The following is a 14594-nucleotide window of genomic DNA, read 5'->3' as shown; positions in this document are numbered from 1 at the left end:
GGCGGGAACCAATCTAAATCGGAGAGAGAGCCTACATGGGGCGCGCGCGCCTCCACGAACCGGGGCCCGGACGCAACGAGGCGCCCAGACGCTGACGACGGTTCAAGATGCGCGAAGCCGCACCCACCAGCGTGTTCTGCTCCTGGTGCGCGGCGTTCGCCTGCATCGCGGCCACCACGGCGGTCAGAGCCGCGAGCTCCTCCTCGGTCGGGTTGCCCTTCGTGACCTTCAGGAACGGCTCGTGCTCCTCGGCCTCCTCGTGATGCGCCTCAGCCCGACCGCGGGGCGAAGGGGCGACCGCCTCGGAATGTGCCCGGGACGCGCCGCGCGAGGAAGCGTGCGCGCCCTCGCGGCCTCGACCCGACAGGGCGGGGGTCGCCGAGGTGCTCGTCGCATCCTTCTTCTTGCCGAACGAGAAGTAACTCAGCGGATTGTAGCCTGCCATCGGCACGCCTCCTTAGAACCTAAGAACCCGCACGGTTCGACCCTCCTGGTTTCGGAGGGAGCGAACCGTGCGGTACGGGGCGCGGGCGGCACCCCAATACATGGGAGTAGAAACGCTATTGTCGCGAGGTTTACAGCGGGATGTTGCCGTGCTTCTTCGCGGGGGTGGCCGCACGCTTATCGTGCAGGGCGCGCAGCGAGGAGATGATGCGCACGCGAGTCTCGCTCGGGGCGATCACCTCGTCGATGTAACCGAGCTCAGCCGCCTGGTAAGGGTTCAGCAGCTCCTCCTCGTACTTGGCGATCAGCTCGGCGCGGCGTGCCTCAATGTCACCGCCCTCGGCGGCCAGCGCAGCCAGCTCGCGGCGGTACAGGATGTTAACGGCGCCCTGCGCACCCATCACACCAATCTGGGCGGTGGGCCAGGCCAGGTTGATGTCGGCGCCCAGCTTCTTCGAACCCATCACGATGTACGCGCCACCGTAGGCCTTGCGGGTAATGACGGTGACCAGCGGAACGGTCGCCTCCGCGTAGGCGTAGAGCAGCTTCGCGCCGCGGCGAATAATGCCGTTGAACTCCTGATCGGTGCCGGGCAGGAAGCCGGGCACATCCACGAAGGTCAGAATCGGAATGTTGAAGGCATCGCAATTGCGCACGAAGCGGGCGGCCTTCTCGGAAGCCGAAATGTCCAGGCAGCCGGCGAACTGCATCGGCTGGTTGGCGACGATACCGACCGTGCGGCCCTCAACGCGGGCGTAACCAATCATCACGTTCGGGGCGTACAGCGCCTGCATCTCGAGGAAGTGGCCGTCGTCCACGACCGACTCGATAACCTCGCGCATATCGTAGGGCTGGTTGGCCGAATCCGGAATCAGGGTATCCAGATCCAGGTCGTCCACGGTCACCTCGGGATCCTGATCGTGCTCAAGCGGCAGGGACTCCGTGAGGTTATTCGAGGGCAGGAACTCCAGCAGCTCGCGCACGAAGTCGAAGGCGTCGTCCTCATCCTCGGCCAGGTAGGTGCTGGTGCCGGTCACGGAATTGTGCTGACGCGCGCCACCCAGGGTCTCCATGTCCACGTCCTCGCCGGTCACGGTCTTGATGACGTCCGGGCCGGTGATGAACATGTGGGAGGTCTTATCCACCATGACGATGTAGTCGGTCAGGGCGGGGGAGTACGCCGCACCGCCGGCGCACGGGCCCATAATGACCGAAATCTGCGGGATCACGCCGGAGGCGCGCACGTTCATACGGAAGATATCGGCGAACATCGCCAGCGATGCCACACCCTCCTGGATGCGGGCGCCGCCACCGTCGTTAATGCCGATGACGGGGCAGCCGTTCTTCAGCGCAAACTTCTGCACCTTCACGATCTTCTCGCCGTTGACCTGCGAGAGGGAACCGCCGTACACGGTGAAATCCTGAGAGTACACGGCGACCAGGCGGCCATCCACCGTGCCGTAGCCGGAGACCAGGCCGTCGCCGAGAGGCTTCTTCGACTCCATGCCGAAGGCCGTGGTGCGGTGGCGCGCCAGGGCGTCGAACTCAACGAAAGAGCCCTCGTCCAGGAGCATTTCGATGCGCTCGCGGGCGGTGTTCTTACCACGGGCATGCTGCTTTTCGATGGCTGCCTCACCGCTGGGCACGTAGCTACGCTCGCGGCGCGCGTAAAAATCGGCGAGCTTACCGGCGGTGGTGCTCAGATCGTATTCCTGCTGGAGGTTCTCGGACATTATTCCTCGTTCCTGCTCCTACCCGACGCGACGGGAGCCAGTGGTTGCGGTGATGGATGTTTGCCCTCCCCGACGACGGGACGGACATAACAGTGCATATCCTTAAACTATAGTGCGAACTGGGGCACACATGCCAGACGAAGAGCGCACATCCCATCGTTAGATACACTCGCGTGCACGCAGAAATCCCCTCCGCACGGGCCCTTATGAGCCGCGGGAGGGGAAGCGTCCGTATCGACGACGGAAAACGACTAGATGGTGCCCAACACGGGGTTCCAGGCGGTCACGGTGTGCGAAACCACGGCGCCGCCGACGTTCATGGGGTCGTTAGCCACAATCTTCTCGGCGTCCTCAACGGAATCGACCTTCGCAATCAGCAGGGCGCCGGTCGCGACCTCGCCGTCGAGCAGGGGGCCGGAAACGATCAGGTTGCCGGCCTCAATCTGAGAGGCCAGGTACTCGCGGTGAGCCGGACGGTACTTGGCCTGCTCCTCGGGTGCGGCGTAAACGTAGGTAATTGCGTAGTGAGCCATGGGGACTTCCTTCGGGCTAAAACTCGGGGTGAGCGGGGTGGACCCGCATCTGCTTCGGTGCATTACACACCCGCACTGTCTAATGTACCGTCTCGTCGCCGCCGGGAACAGCGGGCGCGCAAAGAAAGCGAGGGAAGGGGCGCGGTGGACGGCCGCTTGATGATATCGTGAGAACCCGCACCGTTTGGGCAGAACCGAACGGGCCGCAACGTGCCGACGGGTGCCGCGCGAAGCACGAAAACCAGAACAAACCAAAAACCAGAACAAACCGGGGGAGAACATGACCGAAAGCAACGAGAGCGAACGGACTCCGGCCACCGTGCTGGATACCACCGTGCTGGATGCACCCCGCGCCCGCACCGCCGCCCTGGATGCCGGCTACGCGAGCGTGCACCTCTTCGACAGCGTGGACTCCACCACCACCCGGGCCCGCGAACTGCTCATGAACGGAACCGACGCCGACCGCGAAAGCCTCGGCGAACTCTCCGTCTTCTCAACCCTCTACCAAAGCGACGGCCGAGGCCGACTGGCTCGCCCCTGGACCGCACCGCCCGGCGCGTGTCTGGCAACGAGCATCGTGGTGCGCCCGCACGCCTCGACCGAACCCGGTACCCGCGAACTGCCCGAAGACAGCTACCACTGGCTCACCCTCGTGGCCGGGCTGAGCGTCGTGGACATCTGGCGGCACTACGGCGCCGAGGCCCATCTCAAATGGCCCAACGACGTTATCGCCAACGGGGCGAAGGGCTGCGGCGTGCTCGCCCAGCTCGTACCCGAAAGCGGAGCCAACGAGGGGCTGCGCAGCATTATCGTGGGCATCGGCCAGAACACCAATATGACCGCCGAGCAGCTCCCGGTCCCCACCGCCACGAGCCTGCTTTTGTGCACGGGGCGCACCGTCGACTCAACCGAGGTGCTCGAGCGCCTGCTGGTCGCCTTCGCCCGACGCTACCGCGCCTTCCTGCGCGCCGGGGGAGACCCCGAGGCCGCCGACCCCCTCACCGGCGCGCCCAGCCTGCTGGATGCGGCCCGCGCCGTGTGCTCCACCCTCGGCGCCGAGGTGGCCATGAGCCTGCCCGACGGCAGCGTCGTGCGCGGCGTGGCCGAGGACATGGATGCGCAGGGACGCATCCTGATTCGTCGCGAGGACGGCACGCTCGCCCCCTACGCGGTGGGCGATATTGAGCACCTGCGCCCGGCCAACGGTAGCTACGGGGACTTCCGACCGGCACACTAGAGGTACGAGAAGACCCCGGCGACCGACTCGCCAACACCAGACCCACCACCAATCGAGGAGTGCCATGCGCCTGCGCGGACAACTCAACCCCGGCGAATACGTCATCGTCGCGACCCGCCAGCACCCGGGGGCACTGCTGCCCAGCCTCACCTGCCTGCTGCTCGGCATCGCGGCGGCGGCCTTCGCATCCACGGCCCGTTCCTCCGCGATCCTCTGGTGGGTCGGCACAATTGCGGCGGTCGCTTTCTTCATCGGCGCACTGCGCATCGGGTGGCGCTGGCTGACCACCGGGTACCTCATCACCACGCACCGCCTGGTGGTGCGACGGGGGCTCGTGACCCGCACGGGCGACGAGTCTCTCTACCTGGATTCGCTCGGGCAGCGCTGGGTGCGTGAGAGCGCTCCGGGGTCCTGGCTGGGGTACGGTTCGGTCTACGTGGTGTGCCGCGGAGTGCACCACCGTCTGCGCTACGTTCCCGCCCCCGAACGCTTCGACGCGGAGCTGGAGTCGGCCTACCGCGAGCATTACCCCCTGCGCGCCGGCTACATCTAAACTTCACCGTTTCGCCGCGCCAAAGCGGACTCGTGGGACAGACCCTCGGCTGAACCCCGCCGGAAAAACGCTGACTGGAGTATCCTTAACTGTGAAATACTCCACTACCGAGCCCTCTCATGGGGGTAGAGGTGAGCCCGGAACCACACGCCGGGCGGGGTGCAGGGCACGATTCGCCGCGGCGGAAGGCGCCCTAACCGGCGGGAAGCGCTCGCGCGGCAGGCATTTAATGCTCCGGCGGATTGCGCAAGCCCGGGCAGAACAACGAACTATTCATCCGGCAGAGAAGAAAGGACCGGTAACGGTTATGAGCACGGCGAACCACTACCGACCCGAACCCTCTCCGCGGGAATCGGGCGACGCCGCTCCGGCGGGTTCCTCCGGCGGGAGCATGGGCCCCGAAACCCAGATGCTCAACCTCAAGATTCTGCAGAACCTCGCCCAAAACAACATCTACCGGGACGAACGCTCCAAGGAGGGCGTGCGCGCCCTCGAAAAGTCCCTGCTCGGCGAAGGCAGTCGCTACACCCCCTCGCAGGCCTCGGAGCTTGCCGGGATTCCGCTGGAAGCGGCCCGCCGCATCTGGCGCAACATGGGGTTCCCCGATATCGCCCCGAATGTTCCCTACTTCACCGATACCGATGTGCGCATGCTCGCCGACCTGCGGGCCCTGGATGACGAGGGCACGATTCGTATGGAGTACGTGGTGTCCCTGGTTCGCGCCGAGGGCCAGCTGACCGATCGTACGGTCGCCTGGCAGATTGAGGCCCTGGTGCACAACATCATGGTCACCGAGGACGTGGACGACAACGAGGCCCGCCGCAAGCTACTTCTGGATTTCCCCCGCTACCTCGAGACGCTCGAGCACCTGGCCGTCTACGCCTACCGCCGTCAGATGTACGCCGGAATCCTGCGCCTGGGCCTGCGCGAGAACAGCGCCACCAGCTCGGGCATCGCCCACCTGCCGCTCGTGCGCGGCGTGGGCTTCGTGGATTTGGTCTCGTACACCTCCCTGGTGCGCAACCTGGACGCGGCCGCCCTCTCGCAACTCATTAACCACTTCGAGCAGAGCTGCCTAGACGTCATCGCACCTCTGGGCGGGCGCATCATTAAGACTCTCGGCGACGAGGTGTTCTTCCTCACCGAAACCCCGGACGCGATAGCCGAGATTAGCCTGCAGCTCTCCGAAAAGATTGGCGCAGATCCGCAGCTGCCGGATGTGCGCGTCGCCTTCATCTGGGGCGAGGTGCTGGCCAACCGCGGCGATGTGTACGGCTCCAGCGTAAACCTGGCCTCGCGCCTGGTTTCCCTGGCTGAACCGGGAACCGTGCTCACCGATAATGAGACGGCAAACACGCTCCGACAGGTGGGAAATCATTACACCCTCACATCCCAGGGAACGCGAAACGTCCGAAGCTTTGGTAACGTAGACCCCGTGGCGGTGACCCGTCGCGCACACTACACTATGGAGATCAACCTCTCATGACTGAACTGAAACTACGTACCGGCGGTGCCACTCACCGCGGCGCACATCGAGAAAACAACGAAGATTCGATGGTCGTCGCCGGTTCCCTCTGCGTGGTCGCGGACGGCATGGGCGGCCACGAAGCCGGCGAGGTCGCCTCACGCCTGTGCGTGCGTCAGCTCGCCTACTCGCCTTTCTTCACGATGCCCGGCGGCCGCAGCGAAAGCGAGCAGGCGGCCTACACCGAACGTATCGCCGCCATCGACGAGAGCGACCCGGTCAAGCGTCGCCGCCGCATCAACGCCGAGCTGAACAAGGAAATCGTGCAGACACTCGACCGTCTGCACGACATCCTCGGCGAAACCAACGAGGAGATCAAGGAAGCTCTCTCGCGTTCCGGCGGCACCACCGTGACCGGTGCGTGGCTGACCCGCATCGGCCGGCAGAACCTGTGGGTCGTCTTCAACATCGGCGATTCCCGTACCTACCGCCTGATGCGCGAGGACGACGGCATCCACCACTCCAGCATGGAGAAGCTGCCCGGCTCCGAGGGCGCCGCATCGCTGGAGCAGATTACGACGGACCACTCCGAGGTGCAGTACCTGGTCGACGAGGGCCAGATTACGCCCATGGAGGCGCTAACCCACCCGCGCCGCAACGTGATTACCCGCGCGCTGGGCACCGGCAACTACTGGGAACCGGACTTCTGGGTTCTGCCCGCACGCCCCGGCGACCGCCTGATGCTCTGTTCCGACGGCCTCTCCGGCGAGCTGTCGCACGAGTACATGGCTCGCGTGCTCACCTCGATTCGTCACCCGCAGGACGCCGCGGACGTGCTGCAGCACGAGGCGCTACGCTCGGGCGGCCGCGATAACATCACCGTCATCGTGGCGGACGCCGTCGAGGCCTAAACCCATAGTTCTGATTCACCCCCGCTTTCAGCGGGTACTCGCTCGAGTGCCGGCAGGATGCGGGGGTGAACTCTACCCGCGGGAAACCGGCCGAGCAGGACCCGCCGTGACGGCGGCGGGGGAGGAGCGCGCCCCAACACGTTAAACTGGACGGGTGACTGAGAACAACGCCCCCACCACCGCACCCGCCGAGACTCGAGCAGAGAGCCCCGCCGAAAACTCCGAGAAGATTACGGATGCCCTGCGCGCCGAATACGCGGAGCTGACCGATAAGATTCGCGCCGCCCGCCGCGCCTACTACAACGAGGACGCGCCGTTCCTCTCCGACGCCGAGTACGATGCTCTCTACCGCCGCCTCGAAATCATCGAGGCCGAGCACCCGCTCATCATCGCCAACGACTCGCCCACCCAGGAGGTCGGCGGCGAAGCCATTGAAGCCTTCGCGCCCGTCACCCACCTGGAACGCATGTACTCCCTCGAGGACGTCTTCTCCTTCGAGGAGCTGCGCGCCTGGCTGACCAAGACCGAGGAGAGCGTCCGCAACCTTACCGGCGCCGCCCCGCGCTGGCTCACCGAGCTGAAGATCGACGGCCTGGCCGTGAACCTGCTTTACCGCAACGGCACCCTCGTGCGCGCGGCAACCCGCGGTGACGGCACCACCGGCGAGGACGTCACCCACAACGTGCGCACCATCGCCAGCATCCCGCAGCGGCTGAGCGGCGAGGGCCACCCCGAAGAAATCGAGATTCGCGGCGAGGTGTTCATCTCCTCCGCTGACTTCGAGAAGCTCAACGAGTCCATGATTGCCGCCGGCAAGAACCCCTTCGCGAACCCGCGTAACGCAGCGGCAGGTTCGCTGCGCCAGAAGGACCCGGCGGTGACCGCATCGCGCCCGCTGAGCATGTACGTGCACGGTATCGGTTCGCGTACCGGCCTGGAGATTGCCACCCAGTTTGAGACCTACGACCTGCTCGCCTCCTGGGGCCTGCCCGTGAGCCCCTACAGTGAGCTGACCGATTCGGTCGAGGGCATCTTCGACTTCATCAACCGCTACGGCGAGCAACGCCACTCCCTCGTGCACGAGATTGACGGCATCGTCATTAAGGTCAACGACTTCGCGACCCAGGCGCAGCTGGGCTACACCTCTCGCGTGCCGCGCTGGGCCGTGGCGTACAAGTACCCGCCCGAAGAGGTGAACACCAAGCTGCTGGACATCCGCGTGGACGTGGGACGCACCGGCCGCGTGACCCCCTACGGCGTCATGGAGCCCGTATTCGTCTCGGGCTCGACCGTGGAGCGGGCCACCCTGCACAACCAGGACGTGGTCAAGGCTAAGGGCGTGCTCATCGGCGACACCGTGGTGCTGCGCAAGGCAGGCGACGTGATCCCCGAAATCGTCGCCCCCGTGGTCGCCCTGCGCGACGGCACCGAACGTGAGTTCGTCATGCCCAGCGAGTGCCCCTCCTGCGGTTCGCCGCTGGCCCCCGGCAAGGAGGGCGACGTGGACCTGCGCTGCACGAACCCCCGCTCCTGCCCGGCGCAGCTGACCGAGCGCGTGTACTACGCGGCAAGCCGCGGTGCCTTCGACATTGAGGCGCTGGGCTTCGAGGCCGCCAAGGCGCTCACCAGCCCCGCAACCCCGGACACCCCTCCGCTGACCACCGAGGCGCATCTCTTCGACCTGACCCCCGAGGACCTGCGCGAGGTGACCATCGAGCGTGAGAAGAAGGTCAAGGGCGTGGGCACCGGGAAGATGGAGCGCGTGCCCTACTTCTACACCAAGCCGACCAAGGCACGTCCCGAGCCGAAGCCCACGAAGAATACGCTGAACCTCTTCGCCGAGCTGGAGAAGGCTAAGCAGCAGCCGCTGTGGCGCGTGCTGGTTGCCCTCTCGATTCGCCACGTGGGACCGACTGCCGCCCGTGCGCTTGCGACCGAGTTCGGTTCGATGCAGGCGATCCGCGAGGCAGATCGCGAGCGTCTGGCCTCGGTGGACGGCGTGGGCCCCACCATTGCGGACTCGATTATCGAGTGGTTCGCTGAGGATTGGCACGCCGAAATCGTGGACTCCTGGGCCGCCGCCGGCGTGCGCATGGAGGACAGTCGCGACGAATCGGTGGAGCGCACCCTGGAGGGTCTGACCGTGGTCGTGACCGGCACCCTGAACGGCTACACCCGCGACGGGGCAAAGGAAGCGATTATTTCTCGAGGCGGCAAGGCCTCCGGCTCGGTCTCGAAGAAGACCCACTTTGTGGTGGCCGGCGCGAACGCCGGCTCGAAGCTGGATAAGGCCGAGGCTCTGGGCCTGCGGGTGCTGGATGAGGAGGGCTTCACCGCCCTGCTCGAGGGCGGCCCGGAGGCGCTTGAGTCCGGCTCCGAAAGCACCTCCGGAGAGTCGGAGGCGTAAGCCGTCGAGGTATTCCCCTGTCTCCGCGGGCCGCGGTACTGTGGGTCGCGGGGTATTTGAGGTATGTATGTACGCCATTCGGGCCTCGAAGAGTGTTCTTCGGGGCCCGAATACCAAAATTTGGCACTTGTAATTACCACAGTTTCTGGGGGTTGGAGAGCTTAAAACACTCCGAGAGCGTAGAAATATTTAAAATTTTTTTACACGCTGTTCGAATCCCCTATTGGGGCGGTGCGGGCACCCATTAAAGGAGGCGGAGGGCGGGGGAGCGCATCCGGCTAAACCCCCAAGAAAACCCTGGAATACCGGGGGAAACAGGGCGAAAACCCAGAGGCTCAATCGAGGGATTAATGTTTCCTGCACTCTTTACCTTAAAGAACCCTGGGAGAAGTCGGGACGTTCGCTGTGAACCTAAAACGGGGTTGGAAACCGCCACAACCTCGGCTATCTTGGAGACCAGAAAGATTCTCGTCAGGGAATCGCTTATGTGGTTTCAAGCTTGGAATGCTTGAAACGATGCCCGGTTCTACCGCACGTCCCCACCGAGGAAGTGCCACCGGATTCCGCGCACTAGCGCAGAATCGCTCACGGTGACATGAAATCGATGGAGAGCCGCTCACATGGTAGAGCCAGAAAATGAGTAACCTACTTCGTTATCAAAGGGTGAGCGGCGCCGCGCCAGAGTTCCGGGGACGGAACGAGCGGGGACGGCCCCAAGGAGCATTATGAAGAACACTTCCATTCGTCGTACCGCAGCAGCTCTCGCCATCGGTGGCGTTGCAGCAGCTACCATGTCGATGCCCGCTGCAAACGCAGTAGACGGTGCTACCTGGGACGCACTGGCACAGTGCGAGTCCGGTGGTAACTGGTCCATCAACACCGGTAACGGCTTCTACGGCGGTCTGCAGTTCACCCAGCAGTCCTGGAACGGCGTCGGCATGTCCGGCTCCCCCGCGAACGCTACCCGTGCACAGCAGATCGAGGCAGGCGAGCGTCTGCTCGCTATCCAGGGCTGGGGCGCATGGCCCGCATGCTCCGCTAAGCTTGGCCTCTACGGCAAGACCGGCGCAGCTCCCACCTACACCGAGCCCACCACCACCGTGGCTGCACAGTCGCAGACCCAGCAGACCTACACCGCTCCCGCGGCACAGGCTGCACCCGCAGCTCCGGCAGCTCAGGCTGCACCCGCAGCAGTTGAGGCTCCCGCAGCAGCACCGGCAGCACCGGCAGTTGAGGCTCCCGCAGCCGCACCCGTTGCAGCTCCCAAGGCTGCCGCAGGCACCTACACCGTGGTTCCCGGTGACTCCCTCTCGCTGATCGCTTCGAAGCTCGGCGTTGCAGGTGGCTACCAGGCAATCGCCGCTGCGAACACCGACATCATCTACAACGTTGACCTGATCTTCCCCGGCCAGGTCCTGAACATCCCCGCATAAGGTTCACCCCTGAAGCGGTCGTTCTGACGCTGTACCACAACGCCCCGCCCTTCACCGAAGGAGCGGGGCGTTGTGCGTTAACCTCCGGTAGCGGAGCCGAACGTACCCGGTGAAGGTCGCCGCCGCACGCCCCCTCGGGCGGTACCCCGACCGATAGGTAGGCAGAACGCCTCCCGAAGAGACGAGAAACCCAACCTCCACTACACTAGAGAAGAAACAAAAAACAAAACTACGGGAGAACCATGTCTGCCATCACCTTTGAACAGGTCAAGCACCTGGCATCGCTGGCACTCATTGAGATGACCGATGAAGAACTCACCGCGATGGCGTCTGAACTCGACATCATCGTCGCATCCGTTGAGACCATGTCGCAGAAAGCAACTGCCGACATCCCCGCGACCAGCCACCCGATCCCCCTCGAGAACGTCTTCCGCGAAGACGTACCCGTCCCGACCCTCACCCAGGAAGAGGCGCTCTCCGGCGCCCCCGACGCACAGGACGGCAAGTTCCGCGTGCCGGCAATCCTCGACGAAGACTAAGAGGAGACACACCAAGTGAACGAACTGATTCAGCTCACCGCCGCCGAAGCCGCCGCCAAGCTGGCCGCCGGCGAGATTACCTCCGTCGAACTCACCCAGGCGCACCTGGACCGCATCGCCGCCACCGATGGCGCACCCCTGAGCGATAACCGCGCAGACGGCAAGAGCGGCCTCAACGCCTTCCTGCACGTCAACGCCGAAGAAGCACTCGCCACCGCGGCAGCAGTGGATGCAGACCGAGCAGCGGGCAAGGAACTGCCCCCGCTGGCCGGCGTGCCCATCGCCGTCAAGGACCTCATCGTCACCAAGGGTCAGCCCACCACCGCAGCATCCCGCATGCTTGAAGGCTGGATGAGCCCCTACGACGGCACCGTCACCCGCAAGGTTCGCGAAGCACGCATGCCGATCCTCGGCAAGACCAACCTCGACGAATTCGCCATGGGCTCCTCCAACGAGCACTCCGCATTCGGCGTGGTCCGCAACCCCTGGGCACTCGACCGCGCCCCCGGCGGCTCCGGCGGCGGCTCCGCAGCGGCCGTCACCGCGTTCCAGGCGCCCCTGGCGCTCGGCACCGACACCGGTGGCTCCATCCGCCAGCCCGCAGCGCTGACCGGTAGCGTCGGCGTCAAGCCCACCTACGGCTCCGTCTCCCGTTACGGCGTCATCGCCATGGCGTCCTCCCTCGACCAGGTTGGTCCCGTCGCACGCACCGTGCTCGACACCGCCATGCTGCACGAGGCCATCGCAGGTCACGACCCGCTCGACTCCACCTCTCTGCCCGATACGCCCGGCGACTTCGCCGAAGAAGCCAAGGCAGGCGCAGAAGCAGCACGCAAGGGTGACCTCTCCGGCCTGTGCGTCGGCGTCATCAAGGAGCTCGGCGGCGGTGACGGCGAAGGCTTCGAGGCCGGCGTGCTCGCGCGCTTCCGCGAATCCGTCGAGGCTCTGCGCGCCGCGGGCGCCGAGATTGTTGAGGTCTCCCTGCCCTCCGTCACCGAGGCCATCAGCGCCTACTACATGATTATGTCCTCCGAGGTGTCCTCCAACCTGGCACGCTACGACGGCGTGCGCTACGGCCTGCGCGTCGTGCCCGAGGACGGCCCCGTCACCATCGAACGCGTCATGGCCGCCACCCGCGCCGCCGGCTTCGGCCACGAGGTGAAGCGCCGTATCATCCTCGGCACCTACGCACTGTCCGCAGGTAACTACGACGCCTACTACGGCGCCGCACTGCGCGTGCGCACCCTCATCCAGCGCGACTACGCCGCCGCCTTCGAAAAGTGCGACGTGCTGATCTCCCCGACCGCACCCTCCACCGCGTTCAAGCTCGGCGAGAAGACCGAAGGCGACCCCATGGCCATGTACCTGGGCGACGTCGCCACCGTGCCCGTCAACCTGGCGGGCGTCCCGGCGCTCTCCCTGCCCGGCGGCCTCTCCGAGGAGAACAACCTGCCCGTCGGCATCCAGTTCACCGCACCCGCCCGCGAGGATGCCCGCCTCTACCGCGTCGGCGCAGCCCTGGAAGAACTGCTGACCGCAAAGTGGGGCGCACCGCTCTACAAGAGCCTGCCCGACACCGAAACCCTGATCCGCGACTTTGACTTTGGGGGAACCAAGTAATGAGTGAAGAAGTCCTCAGCTTCGAAGAAGCCATCGAAAAGTACGACCCCGTCCTCGGCTTCGAGGTGCACGTCGAGCTGAACACCAACACCAAGATGTTCGACTCCGCACCCAACGAGTTCGGCGATACGCCCAACACCAACATCACCCCCGTCTCGCTCGGCCTGCCCGGCGCGCTGCCCGTGGTGAACAAGACCGCCGTCGAGTCCGCCATCAAGCTCGGCCTGGCGCTGGGCTGCGATATCGCGGATAAGTCCTACTTCGCCCGTAAGAACTACTTCTACCCGGACTCGCCGAAGAACTTCCAGACCTCCCAGGCCGACGGCCCCATCGCCGAAAACGGCTCCCTGGACGTCGAGCTCGACGACGGCACCATCTTCACCGTCGAGATTGAGCGCGCCCACATGGAGGAGGACGCCGGTAAGCTCACCCACGTCGGCGGTGCCGACGGCCGCATCCAGGGTGCAACCTTCTCCCTGGTCGACTACAACCGTGCCGGCGTGCCGCTCATCGAAATCGTGACCCGACCCATCGTCGGTGCCGGCGAGCGAGCACCCGAGCTGGCCCGCGCCTACGTTGCCGCCATCCGCGACATCGTGCGCTCCCTCGGCATCTCCGACGCCCGCATGGAACGCGGTAACGTCCGCTGCGACGCCAACGTCTCCCTCATGCCCAAGGGCGCAGAGAAGTTCGGCACCCGCTCCGAGACCAAGAACGTGAACTCCCTGCGCTCGGTCGAACGCGCCGTCCGCTACGAAATTCGCCGCCACGCCGCAATCCTTGAACGCGGCGAGAAGGTCACCCAGGAGACCCGCCACTGGCACGAAGACACCCGCGAGACCTCCTCGGGTCGCCCCAAGTCCGACGCCGACGACTACCGCTACTTCCCGGAGCCGGATCTGGTCCCGGTCGTCACCAACAGCGAATGGATTGAGCGTCTGCGCGCCGAACTGCCCGAACCGCCGGCAGAGCGCCGCCGCCGCCTCAAGAACGAATGGGGCTACTCCGATGAGGAGTTCCGCGATGTGGTGAACGCAGGCGCACTCGACGTCATCGAAGAGACCGTCGCCGCGGGTGCAACCGCTGCGGCAGCCCGCAAGTGGTGGATGGGCGAAATCGCCCGCCGCGCAAAGCAGGCTGAGGTTGAGCTCACCGCCCTCGGCGTGGAGCCCGCAACCGTGGTCGCCCTCGAAGCGCTCATCTCCGAAGGCAAGATCAACGACAAGATCGCCCGCCAGGTGCTTGAGTTCGTCCTCGCTGGTGAAGGTACCCCCGCCGAAATCGTTGAGGCGCGCGGCCTGGCAGTGGTCTCCGACGACGGCGCGCTTACCGCAGCCGTTCAGGAAGCACTGGCAGCAATGCCCGACGTTGCCGACAAGATTCGTGCCGGCAAGGTTCAGGCTGCGGGCGCTATCGTCGGTCAGGTCATGAAGGCTACCCGCGGTCAGGCTGACGCCGCTCGCGTGCGTGAGCTGATCCTGGCTGAGTGCGGCGTGGAAGGCTAAGCTTTTCCGCTGACCCGGCTCTAACGAAAGAGGCGCTGTCTCCCGTGTGGGAGGCGGCGCCTCTTTCGTGCTCTCTTGTCCCATTCCAGGTCCTGCGCGGGATGCACGGTTCCGTTTGGAAAGGCGGTTATCGTCCTCGTTCCTACAGGGCGGGTGGGTATGCTATACCCTTCCTCCGCTCCTGCAGGGGAACCCACCCTCTCGGGCGCTCCGC

Annotated in this window: 12 protein-coding genes; 9 read left to right on the top strand and 3 right to left on the bottom strand. The window is 65.2% G+C overall.

Going from position 1 to position 14594, the window contains the following annotated elements:
* Nucleotides 1–31 precede the first annotated feature (31 nt).
* The 3 genes from HMPREF2674_RS04870 to HMPREF2674_RS04860 form a co-directional block, all read right to left on the bottom strand.
* Nucleotides 32–445, bottom strand: coding sequence for an acyl-CoA carboxylase subunit epsilon (locus HMPREF2674_RS04870; protein ID WP_070824970.1), 414 nt, complete (start codon nucleotides 443–445; stop codon nucleotides 32–34).
* Between the two features lie 130 nt (nucleotides 446–575).
* A complete protein-coding gene (locus tag HMPREF2674_RS04865) occupies nucleotides 576–2177 on the bottom strand; it encodes an acyl-CoA carboxylase subunit beta (RefSeq protein ID WP_070824969.1) in 1602 nt (533 codons plus the stop codon).
* Between the two features lie 251 nt (nucleotides 2178–2428).
* A complete protein-coding gene (locus HMPREF2674_RS04860; protein ID WP_049343066.1) occupies nucleotides 2429–2710 on the bottom strand; it encodes a YciI family protein in 282 nt (93 codons plus the stop codon).
* A gap of 280 nt (nucleotides 2711–2990) precedes the next feature.
* Here HMPREF2674_RS04860 and HMPREF2674_RS04855 point away from each other — a divergent pair, with 280 nt between their 5' ends.
* The 9 genes from HMPREF2674_RS04855 (at nucleotide 2991) to gatB (ending at nucleotide 14380) form a co-directional block, all read left to right on the top strand.
* Nucleotides 2991–3947, top strand: a complete 957-nt coding sequence (locus HMPREF2674_RS04855) for a biotin--[acetyl-CoA-carboxylase] ligase (protein WP_070824968.1) — start codon at nucleotides 2991–2993, stop codon at nucleotides 3945–3947.
* 64 nt (nucleotides 3948–4011) lie between these two features.
* A complete protein-coding gene (locus HMPREF2674_RS04850; protein WP_070680554.1) occupies nucleotides 4012–4500 on the top strand; it encodes a PH domain-containing protein in 489 nt (162 codons plus the stop codon).
* A gap of 307 nt (nucleotides 4501–4807) precedes the next feature.
* The gene (locus tag HMPREF2674_RS04845; RefSeq protein WP_070483068.1) at nucleotides 4808–5986 is read left to right on the top strand and encodes an adenylate/guanylate cyclase domain-containing protein; all 1179 of its coding nucleotides are present in this window, start codon (nucleotides 4808–4810) and stop codon (nucleotides 5984–5986) included.
* Nucleotides 5983–6876 carry a PP2C family protein-serine/threonine phosphatase gene (locus HMPREF2674_RS04840; RefSeq protein ID WP_005507010.1) on the top strand — a complete coding sequence of 298 codons (894 nt, stop codon included), beginning with the start codon at nucleotides 5983–5985 and terminating at the stop codon, nucleotides 6874–6876. The genes HMPREF2674_RS04845 and HMPREF2674_RS04840 overlap by 4 nt, the downstream gene beginning before the upstream one ends.
* Nucleotides 6877–7030: 154 nt before the next feature.
* Complete coding sequence (gene ligA, locus HMPREF2674_RS04835; RefSeq protein WP_070824967.1) at nucleotides 7031–9283, top strand: NAD-dependent DNA ligase LigA; 2253 nt, start codon at nucleotides 7031–7033, stop codon at nucleotides 9281–9283.
* 725 nt (nucleotides 9284–10008) lie between these two features.
* Nucleotides 10009–10716 (top strand): transglycosylase family protein, encoded by a 708-nt coding sequence (locus HMPREF2674_RS04830; RefSeq protein ID WP_070824966.1) that lies wholly within the window; start codon nucleotides 10009–10011, stop codon nucleotides 10714–10716.
* 242 nt (nucleotides 10717–10958) lie between these two features.
* A complete protein-coding gene (gene gatC, locus HMPREF2674_RS04825) occupies nucleotides 10959–11255 on the top strand; it encodes an Asp-tRNA(Asn)/Glu-tRNA(Gln) amidotransferase subunit GatC (protein ID WP_049332870.1) in 297 nt (98 codons plus the stop codon).
* Between the two features lie 15 nt (nucleotides 11256–11270).
* Nucleotides 11271–12875 (top strand): Asp-tRNA(Asn)/Glu-tRNA(Gln) amidotransferase subunit GatA, encoded by a 1605-nt coding sequence (gene gatA, locus HMPREF2674_RS04820; protein WP_070824965.1) that lies wholly within the window; start codon nucleotides 11271–11273, stop codon nucleotides 12873–12875.
* Nucleotides 12875–14380, top strand: coding sequence for an Asp-tRNA(Asn)/Glu-tRNA(Gln) amidotransferase subunit GatB (gene gatB / locus HMPREF2674_RS04815; protein ID WP_070824964.1), 1506 nt, complete (start codon nucleotides 12875–12877; stop codon nucleotides 14378–14380). Before gatA ends, gatB begins: the two co-directional genes overlap by 1 nt.
* The last annotated feature ends 214 nt before the right edge of the window (nucleotides 14381–14594 follow it).

The sequence above is a fragment of the Rothia sp. HMSC062F03 genome (genome assembly GCF_001836905.1).
Classification (GTDB): Bacteria; Actinomycetota; Actinomycetes; order Actinomycetales; family Micrococcaceae; genus Rothia; species Rothia mucilaginosa_A.
The sequence above is the reverse complement of the archived record's forward strand: the minus strand, read 5'-3'. Positions and strand labels throughout refer to the sequence as shown.

What these genes read in the sequence shown, in the direction of transcription:
- HMPREF2674_RS04870 (WP_070824970.1), bottom strand. Translation starts at nt 445, where the DNA reads ATGGCAGGCTACAATCCGCTGAGTTACTTCTCGTTCGGCAAGAAGAAG.
- HMPREF2674_RS04865 (WP_070824969.1), bottom strand. Translation starts at nt 2,177, where the DNA reads ATGTCCGAGAACCTCCAGCAGGAATACGATCTGAGCACCACCGCCGGT.
- HMPREF2674_RS04860 (WP_049343066.1), bottom strand. Translation starts at nt 2,710, where the DNA reads ATGGCTCACTACGCAATTACCTACGTTTACGCCGCACCCGAGGAGCAG.
- HMPREF2674_RS04855 (WP_070824968.1), top strand. Translation starts at nt 2,991, where the DNA reads ATGACCGAAAGCAACGAGAGCGAACGGACTCCGGCCACCGTGCTGGAT.
- HMPREF2674_RS04850 (WP_070680554.1), top strand. Translation starts at nt 4,012, where the DNA reads ATGCGCCTGCGCGGACAACTCAACCCCGGCGAATACGTCATCGTCGCG.
- HMPREF2674_RS04845 (WP_070483068.1), top strand. Translation starts at nt 4,808, where the DNA reads ATGAGCACGGCGAACCACTACCGACCCGAACCCTCTCCGCGGGAATCG.
- HMPREF2674_RS04840 (WP_005507010.1), top strand. Translation starts at nt 5,983, where the DNA reads ATGACTGAACTGAAACTACGTACCGGCGGTGCCACTCACCGCGGCGCA.
- HMPREF2674_RS04830 (WP_070824966.1), top strand. Translation starts at nt 10,009, where the DNA reads ATGAAGAACACTTCCATTCGTCGTACCGCAGCAGCTCTCGCCATCGGT.
- gatC (WP_049332870.1), top strand. Translation starts at nt 10,959, where the DNA reads ATGTCTGCCATCACCTTTGAACAGGTCAAGCACCTGGCATCGCTGGCA.
- gatB (WP_070824964.1), top strand. Translation starts at nt 12,875, where the DNA reads ATGAGTGAAGAAGTCCTCAGCTTCGAAGAAGCCATCGAAAAGTACGAC.